This window comes from Enterovibrio calviensis DSM 14347 (assembly GCF_000621165.1).
In the GTDB taxonomy this organism is placed as follows: domain Bacteria; phylum Pseudomonadota; class Gammaproteobacteria; order Enterobacterales; family Vibrionaceae; genus Enterovibrio; species Enterovibrio calviensis.
The window spans coordinates 586,400-605,567 of the sequence record NZ_JHZA01000001.1; the positions used below are offsets into that span (position 1 = coordinate 586,400).

Here is a 19,168-nt window from a genome sequence, read left to right on the forward strand (position 1 = left end):
CTTTATTGCGTGGATTTCCTCTTGAGTTGCTGGCCTGATGTTAGCAAGTCAGACCTGAATTTCAGCATCTACATGCTGAAGCGTAGAGGGGGGATAAGGGCTGATGACATCACAGACTTTTAAGGAGAAGAGAGTATGAATAAAAGTCGCATCGCAGATATCGTTTCTGGCTGGAGCTTAAAAGAGAAAGTCGGTCAGTTGTTTATATTGGCTTTTCCGGGAAAATCTGCGATTACCGCTGAACGCATGATCATTGAGTACAATCTTGGCGGTTGCTATCTCAGCCAAGACAACGCTGAAACTTTTTCCGAAGCGCACGAGTTAAACCAAGGTTTAGATGCCATTTTGAACGCACATGACCGTTTGCCGCTTTTGCTGGGTGTTGACCAAGAAGGGGCGTGGGGTGTGCTGGTTGGCGAATCAACGACCGGGCCGGGTAACCTCGCGCTTGGCGTCGCTGATACGGTTTCCGGTACGGTGCGTATGCATCAGGTGATTGGCGAAGAGATGCGAAGCGCAGGCTTTAACTGCATTTTAGGGCCGTGCTGCGATGTGAACCTCAACCCTGCATCTCCTATCATCGACACGCGATCGTTTGGTGACCAACCAGACAAAGTCAGTGCGCACTCTGCTGCGGCCGTTGTCGGTCTGCATGCGGGCAATATTGTGGCATGTGCCAAGCATTTCCCGGGACATGGTGACACGCAGGGCGATACGCACAGAGATATTCCTCGTGTCGATAAATCGTATGATGAGTTGAAGGCCAATGATTTAGCGCCTTTCCAAGCGGCGATTGATGCAGGCGTCGATTTAATCATGACAAGCCACATTCTTTATCCGCAACTCGATGACCAATCACCCGCAACCCTGTCCTCCACCATTCTGCAGAACGTTTTGCGACAAGACATGGGGTTTGAAGGGATCATTATTTCAGACAGCATGAACATGGGGGCGATTCAAAACCACTACGCGCCGGTTGATGCGGCTGTTCAAGCCATGAAAGCGGGCATAACCATGATCATGCTGTCAGAAGAACATTACGACCATTCTGATGCGTATTTGGACAAACAGCTTGCCATGATCCATGGGCTGATGGATGCGGTTGAAAGTGGCGAATTGAGTGAATCCGTGATTGATGACGCGGTTTCACGTGTTGTTAGCTTCAAGCTTGAAAAGCTTGTTCCTCAAGAGCTGTATCAGCCTGTTGAATTTGAAGAGAATCGCCGTGTTGCACAAGACGTCGCGAACACCGGCGTGGTTTGGCTGCGTGGTGGTGTGGCAGACGTGTTTGAAAAGCCGCTTTATCTACTCAATGCCACACCAGAGACGAGTTACCATAACTTAATGAACCCGCGTGGCATTGGCCCTAACCAAAGCACACCCGCATATGATGCGTTAGCGTTCGCCATCAAAGAAGAGCACGCGAATTGTGAAACAGTAACGCTGGATCAGCTACCCAATGTTGATGACGGGTATTTGGTTGTGGTCACGGAAAACCACCCGTTACCTGGTGAAGATTTTGACCAAGTGAAGGCGAAGCAAACCGTTCAGCATCTTAGCCGAGAGTTTGATAACGTGATCGTGATTGCCTTGCGCAGCCCTTATGATGCGTTGGAGTATGCAGATGTAGAGCATTACTTGTGTGCCCATTCACCACGCCCCGAAAGTGCGGTTGCCGCTGCGAATGTGCTGTTGGGATTGCAATCCCCCGCGCAAGGTTGCGCCGTGGTGCGCGTTAAATAGTTATTCGATTTGCACATATAAACGCAATTCTACCGAAGCCTGCTTAATCGCAGGCTTTTTCTTGAATGCTCTCCGCAGGCTTCCCTGCGCAAAACGCCTTTCGACGAACCTGAACGGAATATGAATAACCTCCTCACGCTGGGTTAAGTGTGCCCCCGTTAAGCTTCTTACCAACTTAAGCAAAAACATCTATTGCAAGAAAAACACCTATTGCAAGGTAAGGAGCAACACATGGAATCAGTTAGCGTTGTCATTATTACTCTGAATGAAGAAAAACGAATTGGTCGTCTGCTGGACGATTTGTGCCAACAAACGCACCGCGATTTTGAAGTCATCTTGGTGGATTCAAACAGCGACGATGCAACCTGCGACGTTGCCCGTTCCTACGCGGAAAGCCTGCCATCTCTGACCATTCACCGCATGGAAACCCGTGGCGTCAGCCTTGGCCGTAATACGGGGGCGTCGCTCGCTAACAACGAACGCTTACTGTTCTTGGATGCCGACGTTCGCTTGTCTGCGGATTTTCTCGCGAAAGCGGTTAATCAACTGAACGACAAAAACCTCGAGGTGGCTGGCGTTTACATGGGCGCAACCCACCTGCCGATGGTGCAAAAGATGTGTTACGCGGCGTTCAACGGCGGCATGTTCGCCACCCAGTTCTTCTTCCCAACTGCGGTCGGTGCCTGCATTTTCTCGACACGCGCCGCCCACGAAAAACTGAACGGCTTTGATGAAAGGATCACCCTGTGTGAAGACTGCGACTATGTGCGCCGTGCCAGTAAAAATGCGCGGTTCAGGTTCATCAACACCACGTTTGATTTTGACCCTCGACGATTAGATCAAGACGGCATGATGGCGACAGGCATGACGTATGTGAAAGCCAATGTGCGTCGTTTCTTCTTTGGCGAAATGCGTAACAACGAAATGGAATACAAGTTCGGCCACTATCACGAGCAAAAGTAACGTGAACCGATTTTTTCGTGACACAAGCATTCACACAAATACAAACACGGTAATTCGAGGCAATCATGTTTGAGTCTTTCGGTCTGTTTCTGGGCGCATTTTTCGATGCGCTGATTGGGCCTAACCTGTTCGTGCCAGCAGAGCCGTTTCTGCTGGCCGCGGGATACCAGCTTTACGATGGCATTGTATCGGGCGTTCTCATGGTGTTGCTCGGCGGTTTTCTCGGTGATCAATTGAGCTATTTAGCAGGCAGAAGATTTGGTAAGCCTGCCCAACAGAAACTGATGAAGTTGCAACCGAAAACCCGACGCGCATTCGCGCGGTGTCGTCACCTCATGGCAACCAAAGGCACGGCCGCACTCACTTTCTCACGCTTGCTCGGCCCCGTAGCTTGGGTTGTTCCGTTTATGGCAGGCACACAAAAAATTTCTTGGGGACGATTTACGATCTTCTCTAGCATTGGCTTATTGCTTGGGGCGGGGCAGTTTATTTTCTGGGGGTATTTACTTGCCGCCGGTGTTGAACAATACCCATATATCGACGCCTTCATGATCATGTTAGCCGAGCACAAATACAGCCTGATGGCGGTGGCGACAACACTTGTGCTTGCGTGGGTGGGGTATGTTTATCGTTGGAAAAAATTGCTGCCTAAAGTGAGCGTATTTTTCCTCGCCGCCATGCTGACGGTGAATTATAGCCACTACTTTTGGTTTGCTGATAACTTTGTCGATTCGACTCCGACATCCAGCGTCACGCCTTTGTCGTTGAATTACAAAGCGTACCCGGGGAAATCGCCGATCTTTGATGCTCAGGGCGTCAATGTACTGTTTGTGGGTGAGACACCAAAAACCATGATGACGGCATTGGGATGGATTGAGAACCAGACCTTTTCGCGCCATGACATAGATTGGAAAGGTTATGTAGATCTGCTGAAAGGGCAAACACCGCCTGTGTCTGACTTGTTCTGGAATGGTCGTCCGCAAGACATGGCGTTCCAATTGCCGGGGGATTTGCTCAAGCGTGCGCATATTCGCTGGTGGCAAGCAGGGGTTGATGACAGGTTGAATCAACCGATTTGGGTGGGAGCAATCAGTTATGACGATGGATTAAAGCTCACCATGTATTCGGGGATCATTACCGTGTTACACAGCATAGACCCCAACATTGATGCAGAACGCGACAAGCTCGCGTCCTTAATTAACGCCGAGCTACCGGACATGACGACGGATTACTACCAAGCCATGCCAGCATTAGCAGTCGATGAAGACCATGATTATTACAGCGATGGACGTGTGCTGGTGGTGAACGATCCTCAACTCGTTCTTACGCATCAAGCCAACTGAGTGTTCCAACGCTAGCGGGGCGACATGCACAGTAACAATAACGTGAATGTCGCCAACTAAATCAAAAGTGATCGTAATGAGGAGAAACTGAAAGAGTTAGCGTGCTCGCTTCACGGTCAACACCACTTTCAATCCGCCCATGCGCCCCTTTCGCAGGTCGAGTTCACCGCGATAACTGCGGGCAATTTCCTTCACAATGTTCAACCCCAACCCTGTGCCAGGAACGGATTCATCCAAACGCACGCTGCGTTCGAGTACATGCGCCATTTCTTCTTTGGGAATGCCGTCGCCATCGTCCTCAATACACAGTTGAACGGTTTCTTTGCCTGCATCGACTGCGTACACACGAACGAGCGATTTCGCCCACTTGTAGCCATTTTCCAGCAGATTTCCGAGCATTTCATCCAGATCCGCAGGGTCTACTGCCACATCCAATGCATCGTCGAGTTCGTTAACCACGATGATTTCCCGCGACGCATAAACCTTATCAAACGCCATGGTGATGGCGTCGACGCGTTCGCTGGGGTTCGATTTCACCGCCAAAATGTTCATTGAGCCAGCAACCCGAGAGCGCCCAAGGTGATAATCGATTTGGGTTTGGATTTGCGCCACGGATGGCAACAGCTTTTTCTGGGTGTCTTCGTCGAGGGTTAAAATGTCATTTTTCAGCACAGACAATGGCGTTTTTAGCGCGTGGGATAAATTCCCTGCATGGTTACGCGCCCGTGAAAGCAGCTCATGATAATGGAAAAGCAGGGCGTTCAAATCTGATACCAAAGGCGACACTTCTTGCGGATAATTGGTGCTCAGAGCATCTTGTTTTCCTTCTTTCAGTGCGACCAATTCCCGCTGCATGTCATTCAAAGGCAGCAGCGACCACGCGACTTGCAAGCCAATGAGCACCAACACCCCAATGAACAGCATCGACAAGATCACCCACAACTTACTGGTCAGGCTTTTAAGCACATCTTCAGTGGGATCTTCATCGATGCCAATTGTCACCTCGACAGGTTTTTCGCTGCCATCCGGTATCCAAGAGTCGCTAATGGTAATCAGGTTTTCTTTGCGCGCTCCATGCACTTCTTTGAGTGGCCCGTTCTGGTGGTCAATGAAATCCTTTCCCGCGAGAGAAGGTGAGCGCAGCTGTTGGTTTCCTACTTTGATAGACCAATACAAACCGCTAAAACGTTGTTGGAATCTGGGATCGGAAAGCGGTTGAGTGAGGCTTAGCGTTTGATCGTCATCGACGCGCAAGTTGGCCGAAATTTCGCTCATCGAGAGTTGCAGGCGCTCTTTGGTGGCATCAACAAGGTAGTCATTCACCAATACAGGAATGCCCACACCTGCAATGGACACCATCACGGTTAACCAAATGACAGTTGCGAGCAATAAGCGGCTTTTTAGGCTCAGCTTTCCAATGTAACTGACTCTACTGCGCATTTAATTGGTACCCCAAGCCACGAACTGTTTTGATAATGTCAGGCGATATTTTCTTTCTTATTCGGCCGATAAACACCTCTACCGTGTTCGAATCGCGCTCGAAATCTTGCTTGTAGATGTGCTCGGTTAACTCAGTTTTGGAGATCATCTTCTCTGGGTTATGCATGAAATAAGCGATGACCTTGTACTCCAATGCCGTCAGGCTCACAGCTTGCCCCTGCCAAAGGACGTTAGAGGTGCGCGTGTCTAAACTCAGGCTGCCCAACTGTAGAACAGGGGAAGCGGTGCCAGAGGCGCGACGAAGGTGCGCCCGCAAACGCGCTGTGAGCTCAAGCATTTCGAAAGGCTTGGTGAGGTAATCATCGGCACCGGCATTCAATCCCTCAACGCGCTGCGACAAGGTATCCCGAGCGCTGAGAATGATCACAGGCGTGTTGATGTTTTCATCCCGAATGCTTTTTAGCACGGTCAAACCATCAATTTTTGGCAGACCGAGATCGAGGACGATCGCATCCCACGATTCAGATGTGGCGCGATAAAGCGCATCAATGCCGTCTTGCGAAAGTTCAGGCACCCAATCGTTCTTCTCTAGCGTTTCGAGTATCTGTTCACCTAAACGTGGTTCATCTTCTACCACCAAAATTTTCATTGTTTTACTCTCACAAAGTTGTCTTCTCTATCCTGCCTGATTGAAATATCAAATGACGTCCCATTGCTGAAAAGCGACGTAAATCAACACGTACTGAAAGTACGCCATAACAAAAGTATGGTCGAGAGAATGTGAAAAGAAGGTAGAAATGTCGCTACACAAAGCATGTAAAAAAGCCCGCGAGTGCGGGCTTTGGCTATTTACACCTTTTCTTTGAATTTCGCCGTAAAGTGCCTCAGCACTTTGGGCTCGTAGGTGAATGCTAATCCTTTGAGTGAGACGGCTTTGTCTTTCAGCTCGATCAGTGCGTCCGCGATGTAATCCATGTGGTCATTGGTATAAACCCGACGTGGAATGGTGAGTCGCATTAGCTCCATCGGCGAGGTTTTTTGTTCGCCCGTGGTTGGGTTTCGCCCGAGTAACAAGGAACCAATTTCAACGGCACGAATACCTGCTTCCACATAAAGCGCATTCGCAAGGACATGGCCGGGGAACTGATCACCAGGGAGGTGAGGCAGCATTTTCCCAGCATCGACAAACACTGCGTGCCCGCCGGTTGGGTATTGAATGGGAATGCCGCCTTCGCGCAGACGTTCGCCCAAGTATTCGACCTGGCGAATCCGGTAGTTGAGGTAGTCTTCATCAGCGCCTTCATACAGGCCACGGGCGAGGGCTTCCATGTCTCGACCAGCCATGCCGCCGTAAGTCACGAACCCTTCCATCGGCACACACCGAGTTTGCACCGCTTGGAACAATTCCTCGTGGTCACGTACACAGCATAAGCCGCCAATGTTCACGAGTGGGTCTTTCTTCGCAGACATGGTGAGCATGTCGCCGTAGGTGTACATTTCACGAATGATCTCGGTGATCGTGGCGTTTTCATACCCCGCTTCACGCTGTTTGATAAACCATGCGTTTTCGCAATACCGCGCGGAGTCGATCACCACGGGAATATCAGCTTCTTTGGCGATCTCATACACCGCGCGCATGTTCGCCATTGATACCGGCTGACCGCCTGAACTGTTGCACGTCACCGTGGTGATAATTGCGGCGATGTTTTCCGTACCATAATGGGCGATGGTTTCGCGCAGTTTGTCGAGGTCGAAATTGCCTTTCCAATCATCATAAGTGTTGGTGTCGAAGGCTTTCTCGGTTAACACGTTAACGGGAATGCCACCGTTCAGTTCAACGTGGCCTGCTGTGGTATCAAAGTGGTAGTTAGAAATGAACACCGGATCGGTGCCGCCACGCACTTGTCGCATGCGCTCGATTAAGCAGGGAAATAAGATTTGCTCTGCGCCACGACCTTGGTGAGTTGGCACGGTGAGCTCGTAGCCAAAGAAATGCTTAACCGCGTCGCAGAGGTGGTAATAGTTTCGGCTACCCGCATAGGACTCATCGCCCATCATCATGCCTGCCCATTGATTGTCGCTCATGGCACCTGTGCCCGAATCGGTCAGCAAATCAATGTAGACATCTTCGCTGCGCAGCAAGAAAGGGTTTAACCCTGCTTCTTGGAGTGCTTGAGCACGGTATTCAGGCGTGGTCATTTTGATGGGCTCAACCATCTTGATGCGGAAAGGTTCTGGTAATCGTTTCATGGTCTTGATCCTATTTTTCGCTCAATGCCACGCCCTTGATTTTTCGTCTTGTTGTGTAGAACAGGGCGCATGGAGCATTGGGCTTGTCGATCACACGAGATGGCTTTTACTGCGACCTGTTTGCTTCAACAGAAAACGAAAAGATCGCGAAAGAAAGCGCTAAGGTCTCTGTGAACGAGAAAATTAAATATGTGAAGGTGACGCGAAGGCGTCAAACAGGATCAAACGCGAGGGAAGTCGTAGGCGAGTTGAATATCGTTGTTATACCAATGGAATAGCACTGCGCTATTGCTATGCTGACATGTGTTCATCCGCTACCCTCCTTGATTTGGTTAACATGATAATTGGTCGCTTCGTTGATGATAACTTAGTCAATTTGAAGCACGGATGCAAGTCTGTGTTAGTTCAGCAAATTACAGCCCTTGTAGCATCAGCAAAACAGTATCAGAGAAATAAACCTTACGGCTCCTATCAAGTGTGAGACACATTGCCACTCAAAGACATGCATATAGTAGAGGTGCGAGATCACAACGGTTCAGCAGTGATTCTTATTGAGAGGAGAGCCTTCGCGATGCAATTTGATAACCCAGTAAATACCACGATTTTCCGCACATTAGTGTCTCAAACACACCATGAAGCCAATCAAAAAGCCCCTGCCGCATTGCCTTTTTTTGAGGCAATCAGGGACAAAGTGGCGGCGTGTTCAGACATGGAAGCCAGTTACAAATCACGTATTCATCAACGTATTCGAGATCTCTCAGATCAAACACTCAACCTGTTAGTGATTGGGCAGAAAGGCGCGGGTAAAACCGAAACCATGAAGGCGCTGTTCGGGGGGCATGATTGGCAGGCGGATCAGTCAGATCACACTCAACAGGTCACGCGACATGAACTGAATCAATTGACGATTTGGCAAGCGGAACTGCCGCACTACAGTGAGCCGTCGCCGCAACTAGTGGGTGAGTTGGGTGCGCTGTTATCGGAAACCACGGACAATGGCGAGCCACTCATTGACCGCGTGATCGTGGTATTGGATTCAGCCAGCAGTAATATCGATGATTGTTATCTTGAACTCTGCCACACCCTGATTCCTATGCTCGGTACCATGACTGAAAACCGTTTGATGATCTTGATGAACAAAGCCGACAAGGTGGCGCGACACATTCGTGGCACCAGTGTGAATGAAACCATGCCGTTAGACGCAGAAATTTGGCTGGACTGCACTGCAGCTACCTTGCGGTATCGCTTGATCCACAACGCAGGCATTCAAACTCGGCCGCTTTACTACAGTGCACTGGCGGGCGAATCACCATCTGGCCGCCCCTATAATCTGCAAAAGCTGTTAGCGAATTTGCTGGAAAAACTTCCGGAAGAGAAACGTCTCTTGCTACTTAATCAACCATTTACGCTTGGTGATGAGCAATGGCGTGAGCATGATGACAAGAAGATATACCGCCAGAGTATCGAAAATCTCTGCTTTGATGGCTTACATCTTGGCGCAAGGGATGGCGATCGTTTTGGTGGTCAACTGGGCGCGTTTTTGGGTAAGCATGGCAGGGCATTGGGCAATATTGTCTCTGATACCCTACAGGAGCAGATGGGCGTTACGGTCTAATCATCGAAAAAAGTTCGCGTTTTTCGTCATTCTTTAAAGTCGCGTCTTCGGCCATTTTCTTTGTCTAATATTGGCTAGAGGGCGCGACATTTGGGCAAACTGCCTTTCGATTATCCCTCATGATTTATCCGTACAACAGCCTGTAAGTAAACAAATTGTTAAACTCTATCAAGAGCGAGACAGATTCACTCTGTTGCTTTGCTTATAGTTGCATTTGGTTAAGTAGTACTCATTGAGGGCAGCACCATGCAAAATAGCACTGTATTCTCTAGGCAATTGGCAATGGATATCAGCCATTCCTTGCTATTGGATGAATTTAAGAAAGCCACACTTCAATTGCGCCTGCATGATTTGGAAGCGCAATCTCTCAACATTCTTTTCGCAGGCCCGCAAGGCGTTGGCAAAACCTCCACCATCAAAGCACTCTTTGGTGACGAGTTAGTTGGCGGCGCTGTACCCGACAATGCAGCATCAAATTCCTCTGAAGTCAGCCGTTACGAAAAGGGCGGTCTGGTGGTGTGGGATTCCCCCGGACATACTGGTAACGCAGAACACGATGCACTGCTCGACATGCAATTGGGCGCGACCCTTACAGAGTGCGACGGTGAAGGAAAACCACTTATCGACATGGTTGTCGTGGTGCTGGATGCGGCGGAAAGAAACCTCAACAGTGGCTATCGCCTCATTTGTGAAGTGATTGTGCCTGCGCTAGGCGATCAATTCGATAACCGTTTGGTGGTGGGCCTGAACAAGGTAGACGCTGCAAGCTACGGCTATGAATGGGATTTCGTGGCGGACTCTGCATCGTCAGAAGTCGAAATCTGGCCGGAAAGTACGGCTTCTCTGTTGCGCCACTGCATGTTGGATGAATCAGGGCTAGAAATTGCCCCTGTCTGCTACGCCGCTGAATTTTCACGCCAAGACGATGTTTCGCGTCCTTTCAACTTGCTAAAGCTCGTTAATCAGATGGTGTCAAAACTGCCGATCGAGAAAAAACTCATGGTATTTGATGCGCCACTAAACAATAAAACCTTGGCTTGGCATGAGAGTGACGATCGCATCAATTACCTTGTGCAGATGGAAAACAACCTGTTTGACTTGGTCTATGAAGGCGCAAAAGACGGCGCAAGGTTTGGTGGTCTGCTCGGTGCGTATTTGGGTAAGCAGGGCCGAGAGCTAGGTTACTTGATTCGCCGTAACGTTCGTAGAACACTTCATCAAGATTGAGCGCTGTGTTGCTGCTCATTCACTGATCAGATCAATGACGTTAAGTATTGACCTGCTTCGGTGAAAGCTTCAGCTTAGCGGCTCTCTTTAAAAACTAAAAACCGAGTGTTATGTACACTCGGTTTTTTTTGGAAATTTAACTTAGCTACTCTTTGAAAATGGACTAGAAAAGTATTTGGCTGTCCACTCTCGTCACTTTGTCGGTCATGTTTCGGTTCTGTTTTTGGTTTTACTATGAGTGAGTAAATATTAGTGATTGTTAGTGGCTTGCAGTATTAATAAATTAAACTGATTTTAGCATGAGGGCTGGGTGATTGTTTTTATTTATGTCATTGCTGTTAAGTGCGAGTTTTAAAGGGTAATGTACACTTTGGTCAATTAATGGAGGTGGGTGGCTTATTATTGAACGTGCGAGTGTAAAACTGAGATGGTGGAAATCAAGAATGTTCTAATGTGTTTAACATTATATTTTTAGTGGTTACTTTCTACCGTTGAATTTTTATATTTCCTCAACGATTTTTTGTGCGATACCGTTTTTCCTCTTTGTTTTATTTGGTTTGATTTCGAGATAATGAATTCAGTCCTATGTTACAAAACGCCCCTTTATATGCGTCATAAATCAAATGCGATGTTCATTAATAGCTTGGTGCGTAACGGCTTAGCCTCTGTGCCGTCAAAGTGTTATCGCGGTGCCAGACAATGGGTACGTGCTCCTTCCCAGATGCGTAAGACACTGCATACCTTGCTCATTATCGATATTGAAGGACTTCAATTGCATCATAAGCCAATGAGGCTCAAAAGAAGTAACAGAGAGTGAACGCAGTGCGGAGAACTCTCGCTTTATGATTCTTTTATTTTAATTGTATTTGTTTTCTTTTTCATGATGAGGGTTTTTAATGTTAGGAGTTTTTGCGTGTATTAGTTTGTGGTGTTAGACATAGGGGTTTTTATCATATAGATTTTATTTTGCAGTCGTTCGTTAAGCTGTGGTGGTGAGTTGAGAAATGACATAGGTATTATTTCATTTCCGACCATTTATGTGCGTATCGGTTTTTCTTTTATTTTTATTTCACTGTTAATGCCCTTAATTAGTGCCATCTTAATTAAATTATTCTAAATAATGTGTCGATGCCATTAGCCTGCGGGGTAGTTCTTGCTTGCTGGGTGAAAATTAATCAGTTGAATATTTTTAATATTAGTTGGATTTTCAAAGGAATGAACAAATGGAAACAATCACCACCAAACAGAATGCAACGGTCATTTCTGTGAATGGAAAAATGTCCGTTTCGGTTAACGGTTCGGATGTTCCTGTGACTGAGGCTTTAGTGCTCGATCCTGGTGCGAAAATCATTCTTACTGAGGGTTCAAACGCGCTCCTATCACTTGAAGATGGCAGTTTGCTCCCGCTTGGTGACCTTGGTGACGTAGACAAGCCTCCCCAGAACTCGTTTAACCTCACTCTCAACGATCAAGTGACTGTAATTCAGGCATTGATTGAAGAGGGCTTAGATCCGACAGAAGCATTGGCCGCCACTGCTGCAGGGGGGAGCACAGCGTCAGGCGCTGGATCTTGGGGGTTCGAGTCAATAGACCGGATCGGGGAAGAGACCATAGCACACGCTGGTTATGATACCGGGCCGATTAGCCGCGGATATTCGACAGAAAGAGTAGTCAGAGAGGATGCAGCGGCTGAACGCGTGTTTGCAAAAGTGACCTTGTCGTCTAAGACCAACGGTGAAGACATTCTCGAAGGTGGACAGATCACTTATATCGTCACTTTTGACCAAATGGTGCAACGTGATGTCACGGTGACCTTGAGCAATGGCGTATCTGTTCTCGTGTTGGCAGGTGAAAGGTCAGGTTCCGTAACCATCGCTGTGAGAGAAGACAATGTCTATGAGCAAGAAGATGACTACCTGTCGGTAACAATCGCCGATATCTCGGACCACAACTTTGACAGTTTGACGGTCGAAGGCTCAGTTAATAACACTGTGGTCGATGACAATGATTTGACCATCGTTACATTGAGCTCGACAACCAATGGAAACAATGTCACCGAAGGCGGGAGTATCGAGTACAAGGTTGAGTTTTCTAACACAACAAAAGAAGACATCACCGTTAGTTTGAGTAATGGTCTTTCTGTTGTCGTGTTGGCTGGTGAAACGTCAGGCTTCGTCACTGTGAATGTGAGAGAAGATGATGTTTACCAACAAGATGACGACACCCTTGTCGTGGCTATCGATAGCGTATCTGCCAATAGCTTTGAGGACTTATTGAGCGAGGGAACGGTGAAAAACACCGTGGTAGATGACAACGATCTGACCATCGTCTCTCTCAGCTCAACAACCGATGGTGAGAATATCACCGAAGGTGGGAGCATTGAGTACAAGGTTGAGTTTTCTAACGTGGCAAAAGAAGACATCACCGTCGTGTTGAGCAACGGAGCGTCAGTTCTTGTGTTGGCGGGGGAAAGGTCGGGCTTCGTGACAGTGAATGTGAGGGCTGATGATGTCTACAAACAAGTTAACGATGTCCTTGTTGTCACTATCGATAGCGTATCTGCTAATAGTTTTGAGGAGTTGTCGACCGAAGGAACGGTGAACAACACCGTGGTCGACGACAGTGACTTAACCACATTCACCCTGAGTTCAGGCACCAACGGTGAAGACATCACTGAAGGCGGAAAGATTGAGTATAAAGTAGAACTTACTCATCCTGCCAAAGAAGCTATCACCATTTCATTGAGTAATGGCATTACCATTGATATCCCAAAAGGCGCATCTTCTGGTACTGGCGAACTTGCAGTCCGTGCTGATGACAATAACGTTCAAGCTGATGAATCATTGGACGTCACGATTACTGGCATATCGACGAATTCTTTTGAACGAGTGACTGCTGTTGGCACAGTGTCCAATACCGTTATTGATAACGATGCGTTTGATCTCAAGACTCAAGCTTCGGTCTCTGAAGAGGGTTTTTCAGAGGGGAATCCGGATGACAACGGTTCGCCTGATGATAGCGCAAGCAGCACATCAGCTGTCGATGTCGAGATGGAAGTGAATGTCGGAGATTACAGTGACGTAACTATCAGCTTCGCATACGAAGAGGGCGATGTGGATCAACCACTGTTTGAGGGTGGGACACCCAGTCTAACTTCCGATGGCGTAGCAATTAACTGGTTCGTCGACGAGTCCGATCAATTGGTCGGTTATAAAGGGAATGATAAAGCAGACGTTGTTCTGAACATATCTTTGCAGCAAGGAAACGGGGACACCAAACCGACCTTTAGCGTCTCACTTTATCAAACGCTAGATCATGCGGACAAAGGCGTTGAAGACATTTCCTCTCTCAAGCCCAAAGTGAACGTGGAAGGAAACGGTGATTTGGAAGGCATCGATGAAGTGTCGCTCTTAGACATTCGCATTGAAGATGATATGCCCATGGGTACGTTCTCCACCACGCAAAACTCCTCTGAAACATCGTCTAATTCTAACTCGAATGTGCAAATCATTGTCGATATGTCCGGGTCAATGGGTACGTTGGTTTCCGGTGAAAGTCGCACTGAATTAATACAAACGAGTTTTATCAATACACTGACTCAGTATGAGGAAGCGGGTGTAACGAAAGTTCAGTTTGTCCCTTTCTACAGTGTCTTTGGGTTAGTCCGTGCGGAAAATGGTGATCCTTGGATGAGCGTTGAAGAGGCCAAGCGCTTTTTGCAAAATGACGGGCTATTGAAGATTAGGCAAGGCCTACTTGTTAGTGGCGAAACTGAGTATATCGGTGTGACTGAGGCACTTGAAAAAGGGCAACTATGGTGGAATGAAGACGGTAAGGTTGATAACGCAACGAATGTGACCTACTTCGTGGGCGATTTCGCGCCGCATGCAGAAGGAAATGTGTCGGATCAGACCATTGACGATTGGTATAAACATTTGTCGGATAACCAAATTCGAGCCGAAAGAGTCGTGGTTTCGCCTGCCGATCTCACGTTCAGTGAGGACATACGGTATCTCTCTTACGACTGGGAAACTGACAATAATCCGCCATTATTTCCAGTGGTTTACAAGGATCTCGATGACTTTGAAAACCCACCGACGATTCGAGTCACGCCACCGAGTGTAACGGGTCAACTTTATAACGACAGCGACTTTGGCGCGGATGGCAAAGGGGGCGTTGCACTCACGATTGAATCGATTTCTTACCTCTTTATCTTCGATGAAAACGGAACGCCAATACTCTCTTCTCTTCATGACGAAATAGATTATGAGAACGGAAAACTGACGGTAGAGATTGGTGGTGAGCATACGCTGGTGGTGGATATTCAATCAGGGAGCTTCGAGTTAAAGCCATTCTCCAATACTGAAGATCAAACCATCAATATTATTGTTCAATTAACGGACGGTGATGGCGATGGCGTTTCCCACCAAGTCATTATTGAAGGGGTAGATTCGTCGAATGACGATGCTCAGAACAGCACAAACGCTTTGTATAGTGGAGAGACAAAAAACGTTGTGACTGCGACGGGTGACGAAGATGCGCTAAAAGGCAGTGATGGAGATGACGTTTTCTTGTGGCGTCAGGTTGCGAGTACCAGCGACGACAGCGAAACAACAAAAACGGTGGTCAGCGACTTTAGAGCCAACAATGAAAATGAGCAAGATACTCTGGATATTTCAGCGCTTGTTTCCGCGAGTGCGACGATTACCCTCCATGAAGAAGAAGACGTTAACAACACGGTCATTTCGATTGACTCAGATGGTGATGGAACGTTTGAGCAGGAAATCATTCTCAGTAATACCCGCTTCGCTGAGATAAAAGACATCGTCAAAAACGGCATGTTTGATGCTGATACGACCGCCCTCATCATCAGCAACGATACCCAATATACAGACCAAGGAAGCAGAGTCGTCATCGACTTTGACGGGAACGAGAGTATGTAGCCCACATCATTCATGCGTCGCCTATTCGTGGCTGCGTTTATTTATGTGTAGGTTTTGTTTCCACTTTTGAATGGGTTATCGATGACTGACATAGCGATGGCAGAACACAAGCAGCAGTGGCGTATAAGTGCGTCAACATCGGCGGTAGATGATCCGTTGTTAGATTGTTTGGTCTTGTTAACCGAGCACTATGGCTCGCCATGCTCTGGGGATGCTTTAACGGCTGGTCTTCCTATGACAGACGTGCTGCTAACGCCAGATCTGTTTCCTCAGGCTTCTGCCCGCGCAGGGCTAACGGCCAAGCTTGCTCGTCGGCCACTGAACGCATTGCCCTCATTATTATTGCCTTGCATCCTTCTTTTGACCGAGCAGAAAGCCTGCATTCTTAGGGAGGTGAATGAAGAGGAAGGAACGGCATTAATTCAAACGTCGGAAACGGGAGGCGAGGAGCGGTTAACCCTTGAGCAACTGGAATCGATTTATACCGGTTATGTGTTCTTACTCAAACGTGAATATCGTGGCGACAACAGCATTGATCTTCACCTTCATGAAACGAAAACGCACTGGTTTTGGCACACAGTTAAAGACGCCGCGCCGATATATCGTGATGCGTTGATCGCCTCAGTACTGGTGAACATTTTTGCCTTGGTGTCTCCGTTATTTGTCATGAATGTGTATGACAAAATTGTGCCTAACCTCGCGTTCGAATCGCTCTGGGTATTGGCAGTTGGCGCATTCATCGCGTTCAGCTTTGATTTTCTAATGAAGAAAATGCGTTCCTGCTTGATTGATATCGCGGGAAAGAAAGTCGATATCATCGTGTCTTCACGTCTCTTTGCGCGTTTGATGGGGATCCCGTTAGATAAGCGTGCAAAGAGTGTTGGCGTCATGGCGAAACAGCTCGGTGAGTTCGATGGCATCCGAGATATGTTGACCTCGGCAACCTTTACGGCACTGGTGGATTTGCCATTTTCCCTCTTGTTTCTGTTCGTGATTTACATTTTTGCTGGTGATCTGGCGGTTGTTCCCGTCGTTGCTGGCTTCCTCATTATTGGCTATGCATTGATGGTTCAATCAAAGCTGAAAGCGGCTATCGAAGAGTCCAATAAATACACCAGCCAAAAGCATGGTCATTTGATTGAGAGCCTTTCTGCATTGGAAGGAATAAAAGCCAATGTCGCCGAAGGTATCGTGCAGAAAACGTGGCAACAGATGACGGCACACACCGCAAATTGGAACTTGAAGGTGAAACGAATCACCAACTCAGTTTCCTACTTTGCAGCCTTTGTTGTTCAGGTATCGTCTATTGCGGTTGTTGTTCTGGGTGTGTATCGCGTTGCTGACGCGCAAATCACCATGGGAGGCATTATTGCGGCGGTCATGCTATCAAGCCGTGCTGTTTCCCCGATGGCGCAATTAGCAAGCTTGATGACCCGTTGGAATCAGACCCAATCAGGGATGCGTCAGCTCAACGCCTTGATGGAGCAGGAGGACGAGTTTGCCGATAAAGGCCACCTAGTTAGCAGAAAGCGCCTCAACGGTGACATCTATGCCGACAACATAGGGTTTAGCTATCCAGAGGCGAACAAAGCCACCCTTCAACCGACTAACTTTACCGTTCACGCGGGCGAGAAAATTGCCATCTTGGGAAAAAACGGGACGGGGAAAAGTACGCTTATCAAAATGCTGGCAGGGCTTTATCAGCCAACGGTTGGGAGCTTGCGCTTTGACGGTGTCGATGCCAAGCAAATCCACCCTGCTGATCTGCGGCGTAACGTTGGCTATGTCGCTCAGGATGTCACCTTGTTCATGGGGACGATCCGAGAAAACATCATGTTCGGTACACGGCAAGTGACAGGACACCAGTTGAATCGTGCTGTGCAGCTTTCTGGTGTTGGTCTCTTTACCTCACAAGATAGTGAAGGTTTGGATAAACAGGTGGGAGAGCGGGGCGAAGCGTTATCGCGCGGTCAGCGACAGTCTGTGGCTCTTGCTCGCTCACTGCTTAACGATCCGCCATTGCTCATTATGGACGAGCCCACGGCCAGTCTCGATGCCTATGCAGAAAAGCAGTTTATCGATGCGATGACGTTTGCAGCGAAAGACCGAACATTGGTGATGATCACCCACAAGGAAGCGATCCTATCGTTGGTCGACCGCGTCATTGTGATGGATAAAGGTCGTATCGTCATGGATGAACCGAGAGATAAAGCGCTGCAAAACCTGAACGCGAAAGCGAGATCTCAACATGACTAGCCGTATCAAGCGTGACGACATTGATATGACCGATGACGTCTACGGTGCGATGCTGACGGATGCGCCAGTGCGCTATCGGGCGGTTATTTGGGGCGTGTTTGCCTTTTTTGTTTGCATCATCACATGGTCAGCTTTTGCTTCACTCGACCGTGTCACTCGCGGTGAAGGTAAAGTTATTCCGTCATCTCAGATTCAGCTTATACAGAGTCTTGATGGTGGCATTTTACAGGCAATGTATGTGCAAGAAGGGGAGTTGGTGAAGCAAGGTGAGCCGCTGGCTCTCATTGATGACACCCGCTTCCGCTCAGACTTTGCCCAGCAGGAAGAAGAGGTCTTTAGTCTCCGTGCCAATATTTTTCGGATGCGAGCTGAACTGAGTAGCATTGTTCTCGATACGACAGCTTCAAGTTGGCAAGAGCAAATTACTGTTTCATTGAAGGTGATTGATTTTTCGAATGATTTATCTGAATTGGAACCGGAACTGGTTGCTCGACAGAGGCAGGAATATGAGGGCCGTATTCTTGACCTCAACAATCGCTTGGCGATCCTTGGTCGTCAAATTCTTCAAAAACAGCACGAAATTCAGGAAATAGATTCGAAAGTTAAAAGCTTATCTGACAGCTTTGCGCTGATAAAACGTGAACTCAAGATCACCATTCCTCTGGCCAAAAAAGGCATTGTGTCGGAAGTCGAGTTACTCAAGCTTAGGCGTCAGGTCAATGACCTCAATGGTGAACTGGCTTCGCTTCGTCTGATGAAACCTAAAATCAAAGCCACCCTCGATGAAGCCATCTTAAAACGCCGTGAAGCCGTGCTGACTTATAGAAATGAAACTCGCTCAAAAATGGGGGAGCTGGAAACGCGGCTTTCTCGCTTAAATCAAGCTCAGGTCGGTGCTCAAGATAAGGTGGACAAAGCCGTTATTACCGCCCCTGTCACTGGAACCATCAAAACCATTCATATCAATACGCTTGGCGGCGTCGTTCAACCTGGGATTGATTTGATCGAAATGGTTCCCGCCGAAGATCAACTTTTGATTGAAGCCAAGATTGCACCAAAGGACATCGCGTTCTTGCACCCAGGTTTACCCTCCGTCGTTAAGGTAACCGCTTACGATTTCACTCGCTATGGCGGCCTTGATGGCACGTTGGAGCACATCAGTGCGGATACTACTCAGGATGACGAAGGCAATAGTTTCTACTTAGTGAGGATCCGGACAGATGAATCCAGTGTCTTCAAAAAAGACGGCGGTGAATTACCCATCATTCCAGGCATGTTGACCTCGGTGGACATCATTACTGGAAAGCGGACAGTTTTGGAATATGTGTTGAATCCATTACTTAGAGCGAAAGAGTCAGCGCTTAGAGAGCGCTAAGAACAATAACAAG

The 19,168-nt window shown here is 48.0% G+C and carries 11 protein-coding genes; 8 read left to right on the plus strand and 3 right to left on the minus strand.

Going from position 1 to position 19,168, the window contains the following annotated elements; all coding sequences use genetic code 11:
* Window positions 1-135: 135 nt before the first annotated feature.
* The 3 genes from Q365_RS0102570 (at window position 136) to Q365_RS0102585 (ending at window position 4,049) form a co-directional block, all read left to right on the plus strand.
* A complete protein-coding gene (locus Q365_RS0102570; protein ID WP_028021871.1) occupies window positions 136-1,743 on the plus strand; it encodes a glycoside hydrolase family 3 N-terminal domain-containing protein in 1,608 nt (535 codons plus the stop codon).
* A gap of 231 nt (window positions 1,744-1,974) precedes the next feature.
* A complete protein-coding gene (locus Q365_RS0102580) occupies window positions 1,975-2,706 on the plus strand; it encodes a glycosyltransferase family 2 protein (RefSeq protein WP_028021873.1) in 732 nt (243 codons plus the stop codon).
* 65 nt (window positions 2,707-2,771) lie between these two features.
* Window positions 2,772-4,049 (plus strand): LssY C-terminal domain-containing protein, encoded by a 1,278-nt coding sequence (locus Q365_RS0102585; RefSeq protein WP_028021874.1) that lies wholly within the window; start codon window positions 2,772-2,774, stop codon window positions 4,047-4,049.
* A gap of 96 nt (window positions 4,050-4,145) precedes the next feature.
* On the opposite strand, the gene Q365_RS0102590 is transcribed toward Q365_RS0102585, so the two are convergent.
* The 3 genes from Q365_RS0102590 to Q365_RS0102600 form a co-directional block, all read right to left on the minus strand.
* Window positions 4,146-5,489 carry an ATP-binding protein gene (locus Q365_RS0102590; protein ID WP_028021875.1) on the minus strand — a complete coding sequence of 448 codons (1,344 nt, stop codon included), beginning with the start codon at window positions 5,487-5,489 and terminating at the stop codon, window positions 4,146-4,148.
* Window positions 5,479-6,138, minus strand: a complete 660-nt coding sequence (locus Q365_RS0102595) for a response regulator transcription factor (protein WP_028021876.1) — start codon at window positions 6,136-6,138, stop codon at window positions 5,479-5,481. Before Q365_RS0102595 ends, Q365_RS0102590 begins: the two co-directional genes overlap by 11 nt.
* A gap of 200 nt (window positions 6,139-6,338) precedes the next feature.
* Window positions 6,339-7,739, minus strand: coding sequence for a tryptophanase (locus Q365_RS0102600; RefSeq protein ID WP_028021877.1), 1,401 nt, complete (start codon window positions 7,737-7,739; stop codon window positions 6,339-6,341).
* A 571-nt stretch (window positions 7,740-8,310) separates the two neighbouring features.
* Between Q365_RS0102600 and Q365_RS0102610 the strand changes: the two genes are divergently transcribed.
* The 5 genes from Q365_RS0102610 (at window position 8,311) to Q365_RS0102630 (ending at window position 19,155) form a co-directional block, all read left to right on the plus strand.
* Window positions 8,311-9,354, plus strand: coding sequence for a GTPase family protein (locus Q365_RS0102610; protein WP_028021879.1), 1,044 nt, complete (start codon window positions 8,311-8,313; stop codon window positions 9,352-9,354).
* A gap of 246 nt (window positions 9,355-9,600) precedes the next feature.
* Window positions 9,601-10,581 carry a GTPase family protein gene (locus tag Q365_RS0102615; protein WP_028021880.1) on the plus strand — a complete coding sequence of 327 codons (981 nt, stop codon included), beginning with the start codon at window positions 9,601-9,603 and terminating at the stop codon, window positions 10,579-10,581.
* Window positions 10,582-11,804: 1,223 nt separating this feature from the next.
* On the plus strand, window positions 11,805-15,524 hold the full coding sequence (locus Q365_RS0102620) for a retention module-containing protein (protein ID WP_028021881.1): 3,720 nt from the start codon (window positions 11,805-11,807) through the stop codon (window positions 15,522-15,524).
* Window positions 15,525-15,605: 81 nt separating this feature from the next.
* Window positions 15,606-17,780 (plus strand): type I secretion system permease/ATPase, encoded by a 2,175-nt coding sequence (locus Q365_RS0102625; protein ID WP_028021882.1) that lies wholly within the window; start codon window positions 15,606-15,608, stop codon window positions 17,778-17,780.
* Window positions 17,773-19,155 (plus strand): HlyD family type I secretion periplasmic adaptor subunit, encoded by a 1,383-nt coding sequence (locus Q365_RS0102630; protein ID WP_028021883.1) that lies wholly within the window; start codon window positions 17,773-17,775, stop codon window positions 19,153-19,155. Before Q365_RS0102625 ends, Q365_RS0102630 begins: the two co-directional genes overlap by 8 nt.
* Window positions 19,156-19,168: the final 13 nt, after the last annotated feature.

Excerpts from the sequence above, each read along its gene's own strand:
- Q365_RS0102570 (WP_028021871.1), top strand. The coding sequence starts at position 136 with ATGAATAAAAGTCGCATCGCAGATATCGTTTCTGGCTGGAGCTTAAAA.
- Q365_RS0102580 (WP_028021873.1), top strand. The coding sequence starts at position 1,975 with ATGGAATCAGTTAGCGTTGTCATTATTACTCTGAATGAAGAAAAACGA.
- Q365_RS0102585 (WP_028021874.1), top strand. The coding sequence starts at position 2,772 with ATGTTTGAGTCTTTCGGTCTGTTTCTGGGCGCATTTTTCGATGCGCTG.
- Q365_RS0102590 (WP_028021875.1), bottom strand. The coding sequence starts at position 5,489 with ATGCGCAGTAGAGTCAGTTACATTGGAAAGCTGAGCCTAAAAAGCCGC.
- Q365_RS0102595 (WP_028021876.1), bottom strand. The coding sequence starts at position 6,138 with ATGAAAATTTTGGTGGTAGAAGATGAACCACGTTTAGGTGAACAGATA.
- Q365_RS0102600 (WP_028021877.1), bottom strand. The coding sequence starts at position 7,739 with ATGAAACGATTACCAGAACCTTTCCGCATCAAGATGGTTGAGCCCATC.
- Q365_RS0102610 (WP_028021879.1), top strand. The coding sequence starts at position 8,311 with ATGCAATTTGATAACCCAGTAAATACCACGATTTTCCGCACATTAGTG.
- Q365_RS0102615 (WP_028021880.1), top strand. The coding sequence starts at position 9,601 with ATGCAAAATAGCACTGTATTCTCTAGGCAATTGGCAATGGATATCAGC.
- Q365_RS0102620 (WP_028021881.1), top strand. The coding sequence starts at position 11,805 with ATGGAAACAATCACCACCAAACAGAATGCAACGGTCATTTCTGTGAAT.
- Q365_RS0102625 (WP_028021882.1), top strand. The coding sequence starts at position 15,606 with ATGACTGACATAGCGATGGCAGAACACAAGCAGCAGTGGCGTATAAGT.
- Q365_RS0102630 (WP_028021883.1), top strand. The coding sequence starts at position 17,773 with ATGACTAGCCGTATCAAGCGTGACGACATTGATATGACCGATGACGTC.